The 20,609-nt window shown below is 47.1% G+C and carries 17 protein-coding genes; 8 read left to right on the top strand and 9 right to left on the bottom strand.

What is annotated here, in order from left to right:
- Nucleotides 1-203: 203 nt before the first annotated feature.
- The 4 genes from QUA00_RS13145 to QUA00_RS13130 all read left to right on the top strand — a co-directional run bounded on the left by QUA00_RS13145 (nt 204) and on the right by QUA00_RS13130 (nt 4,471).
- On the top strand, nt 204-908 hold the full coding sequence (locus QUA00_RS13145) for a pentapeptide repeat-containing protein (RefSeq protein ID WP_445300656.1): 705 nt from the start codon (nt 204-206) through the stop codon (nt 906-908).
- A gap of 637 nt (nt 909-1,545) precedes the next feature.
- A complete protein-coding gene (locus tag QUA00_RS13140; protein WP_445305742.1) occupies nt 1,546-2,277 on the top strand; it encodes a cytochrome c biogenesis protein CcdA in 732 nt (243 codons plus the stop codon).
- 315 nt (nt 2,278-2,592) lie between these two features.
- Complete coding sequence (locus QUA00_RS13135; protein WP_333337686.1) at nt 2,593-4,005, top strand: cytochrome c biogenesis protein; 1,413 nt, start codon at nt 2,593-2,595, stop codon at nt 4,003-4,005.
- Between the two features lie 268 nt (nt 4,006-4,273).
- The gene (locus QUA00_RS13130; RefSeq protein WP_333140612.1) at nt 4,274-4,471 is read left to right on the top strand and encodes a DUF2283 domain-containing protein; all 198 of its coding nucleotides are present in this window, start codon (nt 4,274-4,276) and stop codon (nt 4,469-4,471) included.
- A gap of 37 nt (nt 4,472-4,508) precedes the next feature.
- On the opposite strand, the gene queF is transcribed toward QUA00_RS13130, so the two are convergent.
- A complete protein-coding gene (gene queF, locus QUA00_RS13125; protein ID WP_006633986.1) occupies nt 4,509-4,928 on the bottom strand; it encodes a preQ(1) synthase in 420 nt (139 codons plus the stop codon).
- Nucleotides 4,929-5,073: 145 nt separating this feature from the next.
- Here queF and QUA00_RS13120 point away from each other — a divergent pair, with 145 nt between their 5' ends.
- Complete coding sequence (locus tag QUA00_RS13120) at nt 5,074-5,670, top strand: hypothetical protein (RefSeq protein ID WP_333140615.1); 597 nt, start codon at nt 5,074-5,076, stop codon at nt 5,668-5,670.
- Between the two features lie 84 nt (nt 5,671-5,754).
- Here QUA00_RS13120 and speD read toward each other — a convergent pair whose 3' ends face one another.
- Both speD and QUA00_RS13110 read right to left on the bottom strand, forming a co-directional pair.
- Nucleotides 5,755-6,177, bottom strand: a complete 423-nt coding sequence (speD, locus tag QUA00_RS13115; RefSeq protein ID WP_190743421.1) for an adenosylmethionine decarboxylase — start codon at nt 6,175-6,177, stop codon at nt 5,755-5,757.
- Nucleotides 6,178-6,430: 253 nt separating this feature from the next.
- Nucleotides 6,431-6,634: a hypothetical protein gene (locus QUA00_RS13110; protein WP_333140617.1), complete on the bottom strand. Its 204-nt coding sequence runs from the start codon at nt 6,632-6,634 to the stop codon at nt 6,431-6,433.
- 73 nt (nt 6,635-6,707) lie between these two features.
- Between QUA00_RS13110 and QUA00_RS13105 the strand changes: the two genes are divergently transcribed.
- On the top strand, nt 6,708-11,615 hold the full coding sequence (locus QUA00_RS13105) for an ATP-binding protein (protein ID WP_333409885.1): 4,908 nt from the start codon (nt 6,708-6,710) through the stop codon (nt 11,613-11,615).
- 362 nt (nt 11,616-11,977) lie between these two features.
- Nucleotides 11,978-12,496 carry a helix-turn-helix domain-containing protein gene (locus QUA00_RS13100; RefSeq protein WP_333409884.1) on the top strand — a complete coding sequence of 173 codons (519 nt, stop codon included), beginning with the start codon at nt 11,978-11,980 and terminating at the stop codon, nt 12,494-12,496.
- Nucleotides 12,497-12,637: 141 nt separating this feature from the next.
- Here QUA00_RS13100 and QUA00_RS13095 read toward each other — a convergent pair whose 3' ends face one another.
- The 6 genes from QUA00_RS13095 to QUA00_RS13070 all read right to left on the bottom strand — a co-directional run bounded on the left by QUA00_RS13095 (nt 12,638) and on the right by QUA00_RS13070 (nt 19,034).
- Nucleotides 12,638-12,985: a hypothetical protein gene (locus QUA00_RS13095; RefSeq protein ID WP_333409883.1), complete on the bottom strand. Its 348-nt coding sequence runs from the start codon at nt 12,983-12,985 to the stop codon at nt 12,638-12,640.
- A gap of 207 nt (nt 12,986-13,192) precedes the next feature.
- A complete protein-coding gene (locus QUA00_RS13090; protein WP_333286205.1) occupies nt 13,193-14,254 on the bottom strand; it encodes a pentapeptide repeat-containing protein in 1,062 nt (353 codons plus the stop codon).
- Between the two features lie 1,489 nt (nt 14,255-15,743).
- A complete protein-coding gene (locus QUA00_RS13085) occupies nt 15,744-16,976 on the bottom strand; it encodes a histidine kinase (RefSeq protein ID WP_333140623.1) in 1,233 nt (410 codons plus the stop codon).
- 398 nt (nt 16,977-17,374) lie between these two features.
- The gene (locus tag QUA00_RS13080; RefSeq protein WP_333140625.1) at nt 17,375-17,857 is read right to left on the bottom strand and encodes a BON domain-containing protein; all 483 of its coding nucleotides are present in this window, start codon (nt 17,855-17,857) and stop codon (nt 17,375-17,377) included.
- A gap of 405 nt (nt 17,858-18,262) precedes the next feature.
- Nucleotides 18,263-18,463: a hypothetical protein gene (locus QUA00_RS13075; protein WP_333140627.1), complete on the bottom strand. Its 201-nt coding sequence runs from the start codon at nt 18,461-18,463 to the stop codon at nt 18,263-18,265.
- 16 nt (nt 18,464-18,479) lie between these two features.
- Complete coding sequence (locus tag QUA00_RS13070) at nt 18,480-19,034, bottom strand: hypothetical protein (protein ID WP_333140629.1); 555 nt, start codon at nt 19,032-19,034, stop codon at nt 18,480-18,482.
- 69 nt (nt 19,035-19,103) lie between these two features.
- Here QUA00_RS13070 and QUA00_RS13065 point away from each other — a divergent pair, with 69 nt between their 5' ends.
- On the top strand, nt 19,104-20,510 hold the full coding sequence (locus QUA00_RS13065) for an S-layer homology domain-containing protein (protein WP_333409882.1): 1,407 nt from the start codon (nt 19,104-19,106) through the stop codon (nt 20,508-20,510).
- The last annotated feature ends 99 nt before the right edge of the window (nt 20,511-20,609 follow it).

The raw sequence follows: 20,609 nt of genomic DNA, 5'->3' as shown, positions 1-20,609 counted from the left end.
GATTTGTCCATCGAACACGGCCATCTTAAACCCGGTTTTTACTCACGCCCAGAGCACCATTCTCGCTTAACAGGCTTTCCGGCCTGTTCCACAAATTACTAATATTTTTGAGTAATCTTGCTGAGGAAAGTTGCAGATTATTTGCTATGCTTTGATTAGACATCAATAATTAATGGCGCAAATTAGTGTCAATGAAAAGAGTTATGAGGTTGAAAATTTTCTTCGCGGCCGTATTGGCGATCGTCCTGTTCACTCTCTACTTAACTCCTCCTGTGATGGCCGCGAATGGGGAGGATTTGAGTCACCTATTAAAAGATAATTGGTGCGTCAGCTTTCTCTGGAAGCAATGCGATTTGAGCGCTGTCGATTTGCGGGGAGCTAATCTCCAAGAAGCCAATTTGTCCGGCGCTAATTTGTCCGGTGCTAATTTGTCCGGTGCTAACTTAAAAAATGCTGACCTTTCTGGTGCAGACCTCAGTGGCGCTAATTTAGCAAATGCTGAGATTTTAGGCACGGATCTCAGTCGAGCCAATTTGACCGAAGCTAATTTCAACGGCACGAAGTTGTGGGATGCTAATCTGACTTTGGCAAATCTGAGCCGCGCCAATTTACAAGATGCTAATGTCTTAGATTCTCGACTTTGGGGAAGCAATCTCACGGAAGCTAATTTAACGGATGCGACGCTGCACGGTGCTGATTTGCAATATGCTAATTTAGCCGACAGTAATTTGAGAGGTGCTGACTTGCACAGCTTCTTTTTCCGAGGTTCCAAACAAGTCACAAATTTGAGCAATGCTAATTTAGAAGGTGCTACTTTAACGGGAGCAAATCTCAGAGGTGCGGTGCTGGCAGGGGCAATAATGCCGGACGGGTCTATTAATGAAGAAAGTGGCTTGAATTTACAGTAGAGTAAAATTAAAGTCTGCTTGAATAATTTCAACAACAGGCTTTCGGGCTGATTTCGCAGTGCATGAATTATCGGGTGTAGCTGCGCCCGTTGCCAACAGCTTGTTGAGGATGCTGTCAATCGATTTTAGATTTTAGATTTTAGATTTTAGATTGAAGCCTTGACCCCACGGATAAATTCGGGGGCTCCTTTATCGGATACAGGTTTTTATTTCTGGGTCCTGAGTCTGCGAAGGAATGAATCCGGGGGCTTGTATCCTGGATGCTTGCGGTCAAGATATCAATTTAAACCAGGGTGCGATCGACCTTTTAACTCCCAACCAGTAAATATCGCTAAAATCTTAAATCTCAAACCGAACCTGCACGCATCTGTTACAATTTTCAACAAAGCCAGAACACCCCCGAACCTGAAGTCACCTGCCTAGGGCTACAAGCCCCTGACAGGAGTCGTGAAGAGCAAAAATATTAGATATTTAGTTTAAATTCCCAGATTCATCTGTAGAGTCAATCTAAAATCTAAAATCTAAAATCCCTCGGCTGTGGAGTCAATCTAAAATCTAATAATCTAAAATCTAAAATCTAAAATCGATGGGCTGTGAGTCAATCTAAAATCTAAAATCTAAAATCTAAAATCGACTGATGGAAACCCTGCAAACTCAACTTTACGAACTCGCACAATTTGCTAATAATTTAGTAAATACTCAACTGACAAACCTCAGTTTAGTCAGCGTCGGAGTCATCTTTCTGGCAGGGTTGCTAACGAGCTTAACACCCTGTATGCTTTCAATGTTGCCGATCACGATCGGCTACATCGGCGGATACGAAGCAAAAAGCCGCCTGCAAGCTGCCGCCCAGTCTGCGTGGTTTTCCCTGGGATTAGCCACCACCCTTGCGGGTTTAGGTATTGTAGCATCATTGGCCGGACAAGTTTACGGCAAAATTGGCCTTGGTTTGCCGATTCTTGTCAGCATTATTGCTATTCTAATGGGGCTGAATTTACTCGAAGCTTTACCCTTGCAACTGCCGTCTTTCGACGCTGTGGGGTGGGTGCCGAAAAATTTGCCGGCGGGCGTGCGATCGTACTTATTGGGCTTAACTTTTGGTTTAGTAGCGTCTCCCTGCAGCACTCCGGTTTTAGCTACACTCTTAGCTTGGGTTTCCAAAACGGGAGATACAGTTTTAGGTGGTGTGTTGCTGCTGTTTTACGCTGCTGGCTACGTCGCTCCGCTGATTATAGCAGGTACTTTTACTGCCAGCATTAAAAAGTTGTTAGAATTACGTCGGTGGTCGAGTTGGATTACGCCTGTTAGTGGCGTTTTGCTAGTAGGATTTGGCGTTTTCTCTCTGCTTTCCCGCATCCTTCCCGCGTAACTTTCGTTCTCAGGACTTCAGTCCTTATTGAGAGATATAGCAATCACTATGGAATGCGTGAATTAAGTTTTTTTTAACGAACCGCGAAGACGCGAAGAACACGAAGGAAGAAAGAAAGAAAAGAGAAAGAATTCAAAATTGATTGAGACTTTTTCAATAAACATAATAATATTTTGTTCATCTTTTTTTTCCCTCCTTTCTCTTCCTTCTCCCTTCTTCCATCCGTTACATCCGTTACAAAATCCGTTGCCGAACTTCCTTCCATCCGTTACATCCCGTACATTGCTCGTTGCCGAACTTCCTCCATAATTACCAATGACATCAAAAGAAGTATTTCTATCAAAACTCTCAAACTGGGCGACGGCCCCTCAAAGGTTTTTCAAGCGAGAAATCTTGCCGGTGCTAGCAGATTTGCGGCTGGCAATTATCTTGCTGCTGACGATCGCATTTTTCAGCATTTCCGGCACCGTCATCGAACAAGGTCAATCAGTACCCTTTTACCAATCTAACTATCCCGAACACCCTGCTTTGTTCGGCTTCCTAACTTGGAAAGTTGTGCTAATTGCAGGACTTGACCACGTATACCGCACTTGGTGGTTTTTGTCAATCCTAATTTTGTTCGGCAGCAGCTTAACAGCTTGTACATTTACCCGACAATTTCCCGCATTAAAAGCCGCCCGCCGCTGGAAATTTTATGAAGAACCAAAGCAGTTTGAAAAATTAGCTCTCAGTGCGGAATTAGAAACAGTTGCTTTAAGTTCCTTAGAACCACTTTTGCAGCAAAAAAACTACCGCATATTTCGAGAAGGCGAAAAAGTTTATGCCCGCAAGGGAATAATTGGCAAAATCGGCCCGATTATTGTTCACGCCAGTATGCTAATTATTTTAACTGGGTCGATATGGGGCGCAATGACGGGATTTCTCGGTCAAGAAATTGTTCCCAGCGGCGAAACATTTCAGGTGCAGAATATCCTGGATGCGGGGCCTTGGGCCGGGCCGCAAATACCGAAGGATTGGTCGATGCGAGTTAATCGGTTCTGGATTGATTATACTCCCGAAGGCGGAATCGACCAATTTTACTCTGACCTGTCAGTTTTGGACAAAACAGGCCAAGAGGTCGATCGCAAAACCATTCACGTTAACGAGCCCCTCAGATACCGGGGAGTCACTTTTTATCAAGCAGATTGGGCAATAGCCGCCGTGCGAGTTCGCCTCAACAAAAGCCCGGTTTTACAATTGCCAATGGCTCAGCTAGACACCCAAGGTAAAGGCCGAATTTGGGGTGCTTGGATTCCCACAAAACCCGATTTGAGTGCGGGAGTTTCTCTGCTAGCAAAAGACTTGCAAGGCACGATGTTAGTGTACGGTACGGATGGCAAATTGTTAACTACTGTTCGCGCCGGCACAGCGGTAGAAGTTAACGGAGTCATGCTGACAATTGACGAAGTTGTAGGCAGTACGGGATTGCAAATTAAAGCCGATCCGGGTATTCCGATCGTTTATACTGGCTTCGGGTTGTTGATGCTTAGTGTGCTGATGAGCTATCTGTCTCACTCGCAGATTTGGGCTTTGGAAACCAACGGCAAACTATACGTCGGCGGGCGCACTAATCGCGCTCAGGTGAGTTTTGAGAGAGAAGTTGTGGAGATTTTGGACAAGTTGGCAGAATCGAAACAAGAGGAAGAAAAGAGCGAAATAGCGCCGACTTCTCTAGCGAATCAAAACTAACCGTAGGGTGCGCTAGGCGCACCTTACACCAGGTGAAAAACGGATAATTAAACAGGAAATAAATGTGATCAGGAATAAGAATTAAATAACTTACAATGCGTGATGGTTCTTGTGGGATGGGCGTCCCGCCCGTCCAGAAAGGGCGGGCGGGACGCCCAACCCCTACTCCCCACTTTCAAGAGTGTAAATTATTTAATTCGCGATCCTAAAAACGATTGAGTTCAGTTAACACGCATTACTAAAAAGAGAGATTCTAGAAAGTCAAGATATGAAAAAGATTAGATACAGCCAAGATGTAGATGCGATGCTGATCGAAATTTCCGATTGCCCGATCGCCTATGCCGAAGATGAAGGAAACATGATTCTGCACTATTCTAGCAGCGGAGAACTGGTGTTGATTGAAATATTAAATGTCAAACAATTTATGTCATTAGAATCTCTCTCCGATGAGATACCTACCCGCTAAAGCAGTTCAAGCGGGCGGACACTCACAGGGACTGCACCTACTTCTGGTGCGACACCTCAATCACGGTGTGGACGTTCCCCCGTGGCGAAAAATCGCCCTTAATCGTCGCTTCCAGCGGCGCGCAAGCGGCCACAAAATCGTCTAAAATTTGATTGATCGATTCTTCGTGAGAAATGTAGCGATCGCGATAACTGTTAACGTAGAGTTTGAGCGCTTTTAACTCTACCACCCGCTCGTCTGGCACGTAAGTAACGTGAATTGTCGCAAAATCTGGATAGCCAGAAAACGGACACTTGCAAGTAAACTCCGGCAAAGTAATGTTAATCGAGTAGCGCCGCCCGACTCGCGGATTCGGGAAAGTAATTAACTCCCCTTCCAAAATCTGGCGTTCGCCGTATTTCATTTCTTCGGTGCTTGACTTTTGCGACATAGTTTGTTCCGGTGCGTAGTTGTTCATAGCGATTGACCAAAAACTTGTAACATTAAATTAAATTTACGTTCAATATCTGTAACAAATATCTTGACGAATTTTGTTGCGATCGATCTAATTGCAAATAGTCTCAGGCTAAACTAAAACAAGTTCACCCTCGCCATCTACAATTATGCAAAATACTACCTTATCTGACAATACTTCCCCCGAAAACTCAAATAGTTACTCTCCATCGGTACCGATTTCCCTCTATCGAGAAGTCACGGCAGAGCTCCAAGCAGCCCAAGCGATGGTGGACTCCCTCAAAACCCACAATCAGCAATTAGTCCAACAAAATCAACAACTCCGGCGAGAAGTAGAAACAGTAGTTCAAGTATCCCAACAGTTACAGCAAGTAGTCAACTCGGCTCAGAGCGTCACCCAGACAGGAATGCCTCAAATGCCGTCAGTCAAATTCAATTTCAGCATTGAACCTCCGCCCCCACCACCTGTAACCTCGCAGACTAACTCTGCCATACCTCAACCACCTCAGACAGTGGCTTTCCCCTTCCCAATACCGGAACCGGAGCCAACAGCCACCTCAATGCCGCAGCCACTTCCCGAAAAATTATTTACAGAGGTGCCAGAAACTCCTTACCGTGTGCGATCTCAACTCAAAAAAACCTCAGATTTAAGCGGATTGTGGTTGGCGATCGCGATTTTTCTGATTGTGATTGCAGCTTTCGGTGCAGGTTATTTAGTTGTCCGCCCTTTATTAATGAAAAAGTAAATTCCAACAAGAATCCCACGGCTCAAGCCGTGGGATTTTAAACAAAACCTAGCATAAATTGTTCAAAGTTACGCTAATTGGCCATCATCCTCTGGCGGCAATCGTTTCTACTGAACGAGGGGCATACTGCTCTTCACAAGCAGAACCTACGATTCCCACCCCTGGCTCGAAACCGCGCGTGAACTCAGTGAGTTTTACCTGTTTAGCTTCCAAAGCTGTCTGTAGCACCTTCATGGCTCGGTGAGGGTCGCCGGCTCCGCAGAAAAATAAATCTGCAGCAAAATAACCGTGTTCAGGCCAAGTATGGATTGCTATATGGGACTCTGCCAAAGTAGCAGTAGCTGTCACTCCGTGAGGACTAAACTGGTGTACGCACAAATCGATGAGAGTAGCTCCTCCGGCTTCGATCGCATCGAGAATAGCGCGGCGGATACGTTCAGGATCGTTGAGCAGGTCTCCAGGAGACTGCCAAGCATCAGCGACCAGATGGGTTCCCAATTGTTTCATTCTGCGGGGTTTTACCTCTATTGAAGTTAAGTCTCAAACCTTTTAACGTTAGCACGATGTCAAAAATTTTGCAAGTATTTTTCACAAAGAAAGATGCAGGTTAGGAGAAGTACGCATCACCAACCGCTTGCGGTATAGTGGGGTCGAACTGTCTCACAGGCAGAGGCCACTAATCGAATTCGTGTTATTTCAGCGCTGCCAAGTTCTTCTCAAACCACCTTGTTTGATTAAAGCGATCTTTTGTTTCCATTGGCTAAAAACCAAAGCTCGATCGTTCCGGCCGTGACGGAATTGATATGAGATCGAAAGGCAAAAGATGCACGGCTATCCTCTCATGCGTAAAATTCGCCACAGCCGGAACGATCGCCCGCCGGGCCGATTCCAGCGCTCGCTCTGGCAGCCTATGCTGTAAAAGTTGACCAGCAACAGGCGATCTCCGCTGGGTTTCTGGCGTCACCTAGCTAAACCCGCCCGGTCAGCCGAGATAGTATCGTTGCCCGTTGGTGTGGGATCAATGGAAAGACAAGCGCATGATCCAGCAGTATCAACTCGTTGAACAGATTTTTGCAGGCAATAGCGAGATGGCGATGCTGATGCGATCGCACGATTGGTCGCTTTCGGCCCTTGGTGCCGTTGAAACCTGGCCGCAAAGCTTGAAAACCGCGATTCGGATCATCTTAGGCTCTCGCTACCCCATGTTCGTCTGGTGGGGACAGCAGATGACCAACTTTTATAACGATGCTTACATTCCTGTCCTCGGCAAGCGACATCCGCAAGCACTAGGTCAGCCTGCGTCACGGGTATGGGCTGAAGTCTGGGACACGGTAGGGCCGCAAGCAGAAGCGGTTTTGAACCAGGGACAATCGACGTGGAATCAAGAATTGCTTCTGGTAATGGAGCGCAACGGGTATACAGAGGAAACCTACTTTACCTTTTCCTACAGTCCGGTGGCGAATGATGATGGCCCAGTAGGGGGCATTTTCTGCACCTGTAGCGAGGACACTCAGCGCGTTTTGAGCGATCGCCGCTTGGCAACGCTGCGCGAATTAGCAGCAGAAACAGTCACTGCCAAGACGCAAGAAGCAGCTTGCGAGATTTCCGCCACCGTATTGACCAATAACGCCTATGACATCCCGTTTGCGCTGTTTTATCTACTCGATGGCGAAAGGGAGATCGCACGACTCGCGGGTACAACCAGGTTAGCAGCCGGAACCCTTGCCTCTTGTGAGGCGATCGAGCTTACATCCGCCCAAAAGTGCCAGTGGCAATTGAAGCAAGTCATCGAGACCGGCGAAAGCAGAATCATTGAAAATTTGGAGGCGCAATTTGGACTTTTACCGGGCGGCGCGTGGTCCCAATCTCCTCATCAAGCGGTAGTTCTACCACTAGCTCGATCGGGAGAAACCTTCGGGTTCCTGATTGCTGGAGTGAGTCCGCTGAGAACGTTTGATGATGATTACAAAGGTTTTTTTGAGTTGATGGCAGGGCAGGTGACAACAGCGATCGCCAACGCTCAAGCTTACGAAGAAGAGCGTAAACGTGCCGAAGCATTAGCTGAGTTAGACCGTGCTAAAACCACCTTTTTTAGCAATGTTTCCCACGAATTCCGCACGCCGCTGACCTTAATGCTGGCTCCCTTAGAAGACACGATCGCCAACCTGGATGGAACAATTCCACCTCAAGAACGCGAACAATTACAGTTGGTGCAGCGCAATGGAATGCGACTCCTCAAACTCGTCAATAGCTTGCTCGATTTCTCACGCATCGAAGCAGGTCGAGTCCAAGCATCTTATGAACCTGTAGATTTGGCAACCTATACGGCGGAACTTGCCAGCACGTTTCGCTCGCTGATTGAACGGGCAGGAATGTCGCTGATTGTTGACTGTCCACCCTTGCCCGAAGCGATTTATATCGATCGCGAAATGTGGGAAAAAATTGTTATCAATCTATTATCAAATGCTTTTAAGTTTACATTAGCAGGGACAATTACTGTTCGATTGCAGCGCGTCGAAAATTGTGTTGAATTATCAGTTGCAGATACAGGAGTCGGTATTCCCTCCGAAGAATTACCGCATTTATTTGAGCGATTTCATCGAATCAAAAATTCTCAAGGGCGGAGTTTTGAAGGTTCCGGCATTGGGCTATCGCTAGTACAAGAACTCGTCAAACTACATGGGGGAGCGATCGATGTCAGCAGCACTTTTGGGCAGGGCAGTTGCTTTACAGTGACGATTCCCACCGGAACAGCTCATCTGCCGCCGGAGCGCATTGGTGCGAGTCGCAGGTTAGCATCAACGGCGTTAGGCGCGATGCCATATATGGAAGAAGCTCAACGCTGGTTGCCCGAAGGCGATTTTAGATTAGAAGAATGGAGCATGGCTCCATCCACTAATGAACTCGTCAATCAACCCGCTCAATCTAAAATCCAAAATCTAAAATCTAAAATTCTCCTCGCCGATGATAACGCTGATATGCGCGATTATATTCGACGACTCCTGAGCGGTTCTTATATTGTTCAAACCGTCGCCGATGGCGTTGCCGCTTTGACTGCCATTGAGAAGAATCCACCCGATTTGGTATTGACAGATGTGATGATGCCGGGGATGGATGGGTTTGAGTTGTTGCGATCGCTGCGTTCTAATCCCGCAACCCAAGACATTCCTACCATTCTCTTATCAGCCCGCGCCGGCGAAGAAGCGCGCATAGAAGGACTCGCAGCCGGCGCCGACGACTATCTGATTAAACCATTCTCGGCGCGTGAACTGCTGGCAAGGGTAGAAGCAAGTTTGAAGCTGGCACGGCTACGACAGGAAGCAACTGTGCGAGAGCGAACCATTCTGGGGCGCGTAACCGATGGGTTTATGGCAATGGATCTCGACTTTCGCATTACCTACGCCAACCAAGCCGCACAAGAAGTGTCGCGAACTTCTTTAGAAGCAATTCTGGGCAAAACGATGTGGGAAGCCTTCCCAGGCACGATCGGCAATCAGTTTGAAATCCAGTATCGCAGAGCGTCCAGCGAGCAGGTGGCGGTGGAATTTGAGGAATATTATGCGCCCTTTGATTTGTGGGTAGAGGTTCACGCTTATCCTTCACCGACTGGATTGTCTGTGTTCTTTCGGGACATTAACGATCGCAAAAAAATTGAGCAGGAACGGGAACGGTTTCTTGCCGTCGGTTCAGATTTGCAAGTGATTACGGGCATAAACGGGTATTTCCACTGGGTCAGCCCCACCTTTGAACGAATCCTCGGCTGGACACCAGACGAAATGACATCCCGCCCCTGGACTGAGTTTGTGCACCCGGACGACCTGGGCACCTCCATTGCAGAAGCCGACAGTCTGTTCTCCGGTAACGAAACCTTTACGTTTGAAAACCGTTACCGCCACAAAGACGGTTCCTATCGCTGGTTTCTCTGGAATGCCCAGCCTTACCCAGAAGAACAAGTGATTTACGGTGCTGCCGTTGACATCACCGATCGCGTGCGCGTCGAAAACGAGCGCCAACGGGCGGAAGCAGCCTTGCGTGAAAGCGAGGAGCAGAGCCGGAATATTATAGAGAGCATTGGTGAAGCATTCTTTGCCGTGGATGAGAACTGGCGGTTCACCTACGTCAATCAATTTGCCGAAACCTTGCTCGATCGCACTCCGGGTGATTTGATTGGCAAGAATTTATGGGAAGAATACCCAGGACTGATTGGTAGCGAGTTTGAGCCGATCTACTGGAGCGCCATGCGCGATCGCCTGCCTGCGTCACTGACGGCGTTTTATCCCGACCACGATCGTTGGTACGAAGTCCGCAGCTACCCTGCCGCACAGGGAATCACCGTTTATTTCAAGAATGTCACCGATCAAATTCAAGCGGAAGCAGCCCTGCGCCAATCGGAGGAACGGTATCGAACGCTGTTTGAGTCGATCGATGAAGGCTTTTGCATCATTGAAGTGCTATTTGATGCCAATAACACGCCGATCGACTACCGCTTCTTGGAAATCAATCCTGTCTTCGAGCAACAAACAGGACTTCGACAAGCCGTTGGTAAAACGGTGCGTCAGTTAGTTCCAGATATTGAACACCACTGGATTAAGATTTACGGACAAGTCGCCCTGACGGGTGAATCCGTTCGCTTTGAAAATGGCTCCGAAGCGCTGAACCGTTGGTTTGACGTTTATGCTTGCCGCACCGGGCAGCCAGAAGCCCGAAAAGTGGCGCTCGTGTTCAAAGATATTAGCGATCGCAAGCGCATGGAAGGTGAACGCGAAAAACTCCTGCAACGCGAACAGACTGCACGAGAAGCCGCCGAACGTGCCAACCGCATTAAAGACGAGTTTCTGGCAGTGTTGTCCCATGAGTTGCGAACCCCCCTCAACCCTATTCTCGGCTGGTCGAATCTGTTGCAGCACGGGAAACTCGACGCTGCAAAAACGGCTAGCGCCCTTGCCTCGATCGAACGCAACGCCCAACTCCAGCTACAACTGATTGATGACCTGCTCGACATCTCCCGCATTCTGAGCGGCAAACTGAGTTTGAATGCGATGTCTGTTGACTTGAATATGGTGATCTCGGCCGCGTTAGAAACCGTTCGACTAGCCGCCGAAGCCAAGTCACTGCAAATTCAAACCACCTTTTCACCCTCCCAGGGAATGGTAATGGGGGATTCGGGGCGTTTGCAGCAAGTAATCTGGAATCTTTTATCCAATGCGGTGAAATTCACCCCTCAAGGCGGGCAAATTACCGTTAGGTTAACCCAAAGTAGAACTCATGCCCAGATTCAAGTCACCGATACTGGAAAAGGCATCAATCCTGACTTTCTGCCTTATGTGTTTGAGCATTTTCGGCAAGAGGATGGAGCCACAACTCGTAAATTTGGGGGTTTGGGATTGGGGCTGGCGATCGCACGGCAAGTTGTCGAGATGCACGGTGGCAGAATTTGGGGTGAGAGTAGGGGTGAAGGACAGGGGGCCACCTTCACCGTTGAACTTCCCCTCTTACATACCGCGAATCTGGTTGAAGAAGTTGCCGATACAACTGAAGCTCGATGGGACGATCTTCACCTTGCCTCTCTGCGCGTGTTGGTTGTGGATGATGAACAGGATTCACGCGATTTTGTGGCGTTTGTAGCGGAAGAAGCCGGAGCCAAAGTGACTGCTGTTGGGTCTGCGATCGAGGCGTTGCAACTGCTCTCAACCACACCCTTCGATATCCTTCTGTGCGACATCGGAATGCCAGATATGGATGGCTATATGCTAGTGCGGCAAGTGAGAGCTCTACCACCAGAGCAGGGCGGGCAAATTCCCGCGATCGCCCTGACTGCTTATGCTGGAGACTTTAATCAGAACCAAGCTCTTGCTGCTGGGTTTCAACGTCATCTTGCAAAACCTGTCGAACCGAATGAGTTAGTCCAAGCAATTGTGACATTGCTAAGGAAACGGCATCGCTGACTCCGAATTTTAATAGATTGTCGATCGCAGACAATCTATATAAATCCGTCCCGCACAACCAATAACTGAATTCTGACTCCTGACTCCTGAATTCTTTATTGTCAAAAGTTTTGAGTTTTAAATTAAAGATTATTTAACTTAAAACTCCAAACTATTTTCTCTTAATTAACCCATCATATCAATTCCGGTTGCACCGGAATGATATACTGAAAGGCTCTCCTGGGTTTATGGTGTATACGGTATCAAGCACAACTGTTTGCGATTCTGTAATGCCCTCGGAGTAAGGATATGTGGTTTGGTTATCACCTCAAAATCAGGAGAGCCTACTGAAAGAGCATCAAGAATGCAATGAGGAAAATATTATGCCTAAACGCCTAAAGTTGGAACCCCATCAAACCCCCTCGGAGTTGTCTAAACTTTATCCTCAAGCATCGGACCCAATTGAACGGACGCGCTACCAAATAATTTGGCTTTTGGCAACTGGACGAGTTACCGAAGATGTCGCGGATGTCACGGGTTACTGCCGTAACTCTATATATCGCTTAGTTCGTCGCTACAATCAATTAGGTGCTAATGGGTTGAAAGACAAACGTCATCAACATCCGGACACTCAACCTTTACTCTCTGTTGTGGAACAAGCACAACTTTTGCAAACTTTACGAACTCCAACTGCTGATGGAGGATTATGGAACAGTCGTAAAGTTGCTGAGTGGATGAGTAATTTACTTGAGCGTCCAGTCAGCGTACAAAGGGGTTGGGACTATCTACGTTCTTGTCGTCGTCAAAGACGTTCTGTAATTGAGTTTTTTTACCAGGCTATAAAAGCAATGGTTAATTCGGCTGTGCAGACCCCATCTTTAATCCCTCAAGTTGAGACCTGAATCCTTACAGTTAATTATATTGTGTCAGACGTTTCAGCTACTATAGCAATGCTATTGTGTAGCTTCAAGCGCGTGACACATGGTTTTGGGAGACTTTTTTTATTTTTGGCTACGCGATATTTATCTCAATTATTAATTTCCCTACCTAACCCTAATCGTGTGTGTCACGTAGTTGGTGCTTTCAGTCATTTGCTGTACATCTCCCTTCATAGCTGAAAGCATCAGGAAAATCCACTCCGACTCTTCCAAACTGTAGATTGTTAACTTTGTTTCTGCTTCGGTTCTGCTTTCTTCGGGCTCATCCTTATCCCATTCCCAAGCGCGCTCGTAACTTTCGCACAATTTCTTGATCTCAAGCCTCTCGGGTAAAGCCTCATAGGCAACTTTAAGGATGAACCCTCCACCCCCGTCCCGTTCTATCCCTTCCCTAATTTTTTGCAGAGTAGCCTGTTTTTGCGCCACAGTCCTAACTTCATCTTTATCCTTCATGCTCTATACCAATCCTAAATGATATATGAACACCAATATGATAACATATAAAAAGACTAAGACATAAGAAACAGAGAATTATCAAAATGGATAGTCATATCAAATCCGTTAGCATCGGAATAGTAAATTCGAGTTGACGGTTGACAGTGAACAGTCAACCGTCAATCGTCAACCCTCAACATCATTCCGGTGTAACCGGAATCGATATCAATCCCGGCTGTGAGTAGCTCCATTCGGCAAAATCGCCCCGCCCAAAGCTGCTTCGTTCAAATTATCAACATTCAAGCTTGCCCCAATCAAATTAGCCTCGGACAAATTAGTTCCTGTCAAATTCGCCCCTGTCAGAGAACTTAGCAGCAAACCCGCTCCAGACAAATTGGCGTGACTCAAATTCGCCCCCCGCAAATCCGCTTCCAGCAAGCTAGCGCCTGCCAAATTCGCACCGCTCAAATTAGCTCCCCGCAAAGAAGCTTTGTTCAAATTCGCAGCCCTCAAATCAGCATTGTGCAGAATCAAACCATTTAAATTAGCTTTACTCAAATTAGCTCCCTGCAAGTCGGCACCGCTCAAATTAGAGCCATTTAGATTGGCGGATTGCAAGTCAGCACCGCTCAAGTCAGCACCGCTCAAATTAGCAGCGCTAATAGAAGCCTCCCGCAGACTTGCTTCGCTCAAACAAGCCCCAACTAAATTGACGCCGCTGAGATTTCCGCGATTGAGATAAGCCCGAGTTAAAGTTGCTCCGCTCAGGTTCGCCCCGGTCAAATCTACCTCGCTGAGAATCGCTCTAGTCAGATTTGCTCTGCTTAAATCAACCCCGCTCATAATTGCTCGGCTCAGCGTCGCCCCGCTCAAATTAGCCTCCGTTAGTTTCGAGCCGCTTAGCAAACAAGCTCCTACTAAACTCGCTCCCGTCATCACAGCTTTGCTCAAGTCAGCCTGAGACAATATTGCTCCGCTGAGATTTGCCCCGCTAAAATCTGCGGCGATCGCCACAGTTCCAGTTAAACTAGAACTACCGAGGTTAGCTTCAATTAATTTCGCCTTAGACAAATTAGCCCCGCTCAAGTCGGCGGCGTTTAAATTAGCTCCAATCAGTTTGCTTTTAATTAAGTTGGCGCCTTTCAAATTAGCGCTGCTCAAATTTGTTCGACTGAGATTAGCTTCACTCAAATGAGCTGCAATGAGGTTAGCCCCTCGAAAATCTCGTTCCCCGTTTCTATGTCTAGTTAAAAGTTCATCGGCACTTAAAAGTTCAGTGAAATTCATAAAAAAATTGAGTGAGTTTCCTTAATTTCTCGATGTTCTATGTTGTCTGAAAATTTGTACTATCGTGTTTGGCCGTAAGTTTTTTAAACCTATACTGCCACATTAACAATTGTCAAAACTGGTTGATTCCTAGCATCACCCCGCTCACCTAGTTATAACTCACGAAAAACCCGGTTTGTCGTAAATAATCTGGGTGTTTTCAGCGCGGCAGTCATGAAGAAACCGAGTTGCGCGCCGCCTGTAAGCCCTCTAAGTCTTATGGGGCTAGTAATTAGTTGGCGGTTGATGTTAGTTGTTAATTGTTAGTTGTATTTATACTAACTGCTAATCACTAACTATTAACTGCTAACTATTTACCAAAATACCGAGAAGTTGTCGATCGATCTTGTCAAGGTCGCTCGAATATTGGGGGTATTGCTGGCGGCATCCGCGCCGCATTCTGACCCGATAATTTGCCACTACAGGCGATCGAATTTATTAGTGCAATCAAGAAACAAGATATCGGAGCTTCAACCCCAAATGCCTTCTACATAAGTGCCTTCTATCTTCGATCGCCCATGAAAGCAGAGCCCGGTCAGCTCAGCTAGTTTCACCTCCCCCCACTGTGCTGTGCACAGCGTGAAATCCAACAGGAAGGCTGTTTCCCTCGGAGTGCTGAGCGAGTCGCAGGCAAAGCAAACAATACGCTGCCCTGAGCCTGAGATTTCGCGAAAAAATGAGCCGCGAGCCATTGTGCTCCCGCGCTGCTGTGCTTGCTGTTAATCTTTACTCGATCCATGAGCGCTTGCGGTTCTAATTAACAGAACACCGGACACCTGACGCGCTCCCGGACATAAAAGCTGTTCCTGGGCTTCTCAAATGTTTCGCTGAGGCATTCCCAGAAAAACTGTATTCCTGTAGCAGGTCTTGCCAACGGCAATTCGGCTGCTACAGCCAACTAATGACCAGCCTAAGTGTTGCCCGAAGGCTCCGACAATTATTACTATTCTAATATTTGCCGACCACCGCAGGCATTTCTGGGCGCGCGGGACTGGATACTTCACCTGTATAAGTTGGTGAAATTAGCCACCCCATAATTAAAGATAGTCGCTCTTTGACTAACTGGGCAATATCTGCTGTAATTTATGTCATCAAATTTGATAATACTACAGGGTTTGCAATCGAGCTGTAGTGAGTGTTACAGACTCAAAAAACACTGCGGATTTAGGGTATAAAAATTAAGGGAGCCGATCGATCCTCCGGCGCAAAGCCCAGCTCACGGACTGGGCCCCTAATCAAAATTAAACTTTTGACCGGTGGCTTTTTTAAGTTTTCAGAACAAAACAAAAGTCGGCTTTCAGAGAAAAAGCCGACTTTTGAGATAATTTTACTGACGAAGTGCAAAACCGCTAGCTCGCCCGTCCTGGTTCGCTCACTTTCCACAATCCGATCGCGCGAGTGCGACTACTTTGCAGAAAGTAGAAACAATAACCAAACAAACTCTGAAGTATTAAATCAGAGGGCGGCCGGTAGTGCCATAAGTTGGATCGTAAACACCAGCGGTAGTATCAACCCCTGGAGTGCCCGGTGCGCCGTAATCAGCCCGAGCGCTATCGACGCTGGGATTATTATAGTCGTAGGTGTTCCAATGCTGAATGCCTCCGCGGCTCAGAATGGTTTCAGCTTTAGCGACTTCTGCTTCGCTGCCGTCAACCAGTACCAAGTAATCTCCTCTTGCCACGCGATCGTTGTATGCTCTAGCTTCCTCTTCGGGAATTCCCATACCGACTAAAGCTCCGATCAAGCCGCCTGCTGCCGCACCCAAAGCCGTACCGGCGAGTGTAGTGGCGATCGCCGTAGCTGAGGCTCCTGCCAGCATAATCGGCCCGATTCCCGGAATTGCCACTAGGCCCAGACCTACCAACAAGCCTGTCAAACCGCCCAAAGTGCCACCTGTGAGTGCGCCCTTTGTGGCCCCTTCATCGGATTTGTTGTCCGCGCTGTCGTGTACGTCAATGCCTGCGATGTCGCCTTTAGACTCAGCATCCTTAGCGATGACCGAAACCCGATTCATGTCGAAACCGGCAGTTCTCAGTTCTCCCAGTGCGTGTTCCGTCTCGCGGCGGGTTGAAAACACTCCCACGGCGCGCTTCTGGCGACCCGAAGCTCTGCGGCCGGTGTCTGTCGGCACATCGTAAATGCCCCAATCCTGGATGCCCCGCACAGTCATAATTCCTTCGGCTGTGGCAAGTTCGGCATCTGTTCCTTCTACGAATACCAAATATTCTCCACGCGAGACGCGATCGTTATAAGCCTTAGCTTTTTCTTCCGGAACTCCCAAGCCGACCAAACCGCCTACCAAACCGCCTGCTGCTGCCCCAATCGCGCCTCCAATTACAGTATCTGCCAGCAGAGTTGCGATCGCACCCCCCGCCATCACCGGGCCAACTCCTGGAATCGCTAGCGCTCCAATGCTTCCGAGTAACCCAATCAAACCACCCGTCACGACTCCCGCTGTCGCGCCTGCTTTTGCGCCGCCGCCCACCTTGTCGTCGGTACCCTTACCAGTACCAGTACCAGTACCAGTGCTAGCGCCGGCAATTTGGCTGCGATCGAGATTTTCGCCAACTACCGAAACTTTATTCATCGGAAACCCGGTACTTTGCAGTTCCATCAGGGCTAGTTCCGTATCTCGGTAATTAGAAAATGCTCCTACAGCTCGCTTGTGTTGACCTAAAGCCATTTTTTTTCTCCTGAAAAATATACTACTTTTACACAACCACAGAATTTATGCTCTGCCATCAATCACATTTAGTCATTTTTTCCCAACAATTTTCATCGGTCGCTGGGAATAACTTCCCGCTCTATCTTCAGGTTGGTTTCCAACTAATTGTCCGGGATGGGAAATCGGAAATTGGGAAGGGGAAGTTGCAGGTATTGCGCGAGTTTTGAGTGCGGAAATTGTAAATTCAATTTAAACTCTTTCACTTAAAACCCCACTCTCCCTAGAGAGTCACCTAAGCCTTGCGATCCGCTCCGAAAGCCATCTTACAATGCCCAACTTTACCCTCTTCCCTCAGACTTCTCTCCTAGATAACTACATCCTTTTCCCTTCTTTCCCTCGCAATTCTTCCTGCTAATTTATTGATTGCTGCTAGGCGATGCGGGTGCAGCAGGGGCGACAACAGCCGTAACATTCACCTGTTTGACACCCTTAATCTCTTTAGCTAGTGGCTCAATTTTAGCTAAATCAGCTTGATTGGGAACTGTGCCACCTACGGTGACAAGCCCATCTTTTGCGTCAACAGTTAGCTGACCTTTAGTGATGTTTACTTCTAACTTGGAGCGTACTTCACTTTGCAGGTCGCCATCGGCTCTGATGGCATCGCCACCCGTCACATTGTTGCGCTGTTCTCTGGCCCTGATATCAGAATTTGCTTGTGCTTTGCGAATATCGCTAGTTGCGTCACCCTGAGTTTTTTGAACAGTCTCGGCTGGAGGCGGGCTAGTGGTATTTTCTGTGGTAGAATTAGGAGCATCAGCGCTAGTTTTAGCCCCCTCGCTGCAAGCAGCAGCTCCAAATAATAGGATGCCGCTGAGGAGAATGGGTGTTAGTTTGTTCATAATAGGTTAATACCCTCCGGGTAAGCTTTCGATGAGCCTGACTTCCCTGCCTTCGTTAAGCCAGATGGGAGCCAGATGGATCAAGACAGCATCTTTATTTGTGCTTTCTGCGATTTAAAAATCCTTATATCAAATATATAAACTTGAGGAAGTATCTACATCGCTCCACAGGTGTAAAATTTATCTATACCGTTAGATAGAGTACAAAAAACAAAATAAGGTATTAAGTCACATTTAACTTAGGAATGAGAATTAAATAACTTGCATTTTTTGTAGGTTGGGTTGAGGCACGAAACCCAACCCCAAGCTTGATTGTTGGGCGGAGTGAAACGGAGGGTTCGTTCCACGGGCCCAACCTACTACGGAAGTTATTTAATCCACGATCCTTAATGAGTTCTGACCGCATTATTCCTCAGAAACTCGGTAGATAGCTTCATTTTTCGTTACCAAAGCCAATATTTTCCTATAAACCAAGTTTAAATGCGTAAGTTTTATTAATAAATTCGATCGCCACTCCCAACTAATTTTTCCCTCGAACCTCGAACCTGGGACTTCTTCCCTCAACATCCCTCCATTAAATCTGTTAAATCTCGCTACACTACTCATTGTAAAACTTCCTGCTTCAAAACAAACGAAAAGAGTCGAGAAATTTTTGAGCATTTTCGGGTTCTGGGGTAGTGGCAACCAGCCCGTAAACGCGCGTTTCCACAAAAAAAACTTGACCTACACCTACAGGTTCAGTGGGGGAAAGCGGCTGAAACTCAAATTCTTTTCCCGGATAGCCTCCGAGGGAAATATCCCGCACTTGCAACAATTTAGCATTCGCCCCCACTACAAATAAATCAACGGCATTATTTAAAGTAATTCTGATATTATTGATATTATTGTTCCTCATCCGAAAATCTAGGTCAAAGTATTGAAGCAAATAAGTTTCTTTATTTTTTAAGTTCGATCGGTATGTATGAGCAATAATTTGATTTGAAAAAATTTCGGAATTAATTTTGGGATTTCCCGGCATATCGATCGCAAACTGACCCATCGCTGAGCAAAATGGCTGCCACTCTGCCGTCGGAATGGCTGTCCGCAGCGGGGCTGGTTGAGATGCAGCGGGACGGGCAAATTTGAGAGGCAATACAAGTAATGTAGCAGTAGCTAGAAGTAAATACAGAAATTTCATTTGGTTAAGAAATATATTTGACCGATCAATCTGCGCTAGCCTAGAAATATATCCGCAAAGGGGGGATTTATGCTGAATATTATATTTACTCAACGGCGACGCAACTCTCAAGGGCGATCGCCAGCTAAAACCAGTAAAACCAGTAAAACCAATATACTCGCCGCTGTAAATACTTGGCTAGCGGTGTGTCTGCTGGCTGCTGTCACAGCTTGTGCAAACAGCCCCAACAGCAAGGCCCTAGAAGAATCTTTAGCCGCCGATCCGACATTAAAACAAAATCCAGTGGTTTTCTCTTCCCCGCCACCAGCGACAGCAATTGAGACAAACTCTACCGCCAAACTTCCTCCCGATTTCCCTACAGAGATTCCACTCTATCCTAATGCTGAGTTAATCGAAGTTAGTGGGGAAACAGATCCGTCGCAAAAAAATGTGCGGCTGCGCTGGGAAAGCACTGATCCTGTGAATTCGGTACAGAACTTTTACTCCACAGAGTTTGGGCGTCGCAACTGGGAAATAGTCAGCCGCCCCACCGCCGAGGGACAAGGTTCTTTGGTAGCAACGCGAGATAATTTACGGGTAACAGTGTCGCTTTCTCCTACTCAGAAAGTAGGGGGTTCTACAGAATTTGCGATCGACTACAGCAAAGAAAGCCCCGAAATTGCAGCCAGTCCCCAACCTAATAATTCCGAGTCTAGCGCATCTCCAACCGCTTCACCAACTCCATCTAATTCAGAGGGAAATACTCCAACACCATCTGCCTCGCCAAAATCAGCAAAAGTTAGCCAACAAGAAAGCAAAATTCCTCAACAGTTGCGCCAGTATGTGGCAGATTTAAGTCAGTTGGAAGTGCTGAAAGTGCGAGCCACAGAAAGTGCTAATTTAGAAACTGGCAGCACTTTACCCAAACCCAACAAAATTATCACTCGCCGCGAATACGCCCGCTGGTTAGTAGCAGCTAACAATCAGATTTATGCTAGCCGTCAAGCCAAACAAATTAGATTAGCAGTAGACTCTAGCGAACCGGCTTTTTCTGACGTACCCAAAACAGACCCGGATTTTTCAGCAATTCAAGGTTTAGCAGAAGCCGGTGTAATTCCGAGTTCGCTTTCGGGAGAAACTAAAGATGTGAAATTTCGCCCGGATGCACCTTTAACTCGCGAAACAATGATTCTCTGGAAAGTGCCTTTAGATAGTCGTCAAGTTTTACCGACAGCTAACATTGACGGAGTGAAAGAAAAGTGGGGTTTTCAAGATGCTTCTAAGATTGATTCCCAGGCGTCGCGGGCAGTTTTAGCTGATTTTAACAATGGAGATTTGGCGAATATTCGCCGCGTTTTTGGTTTTACTACTCTGTTTCAGCCGAAGAAATCCGTGACTCGCGCCGAAGCTGCTGCTAGTTTGTGGTATTTTGGCGTTCAAGATCAGGGATTGTCTGCTAAAGATGCCCTGGAAGCAAAGTCTAAACCTGCTGAGTAGAGTTTTTTGGGGTGGTTAAAAGTTTTGAACACAGCATCTATAGCCTTTCTCAGAAAGATGAGGTACTCATGGGCATAGGGCATAGGGCATAGGGCATAG

This window comes from Microcoleus sp. T2B6 (assembly GCF_036700475.1).
GTDB lineage: Bacteria > Cyanobacteriota > Cyanobacteriia > Cyanobacteriales > Microcoleaceae > Microcoleus.
This window is presented reverse-complemented; position numbering and strand designations above follow the sequence as displayed.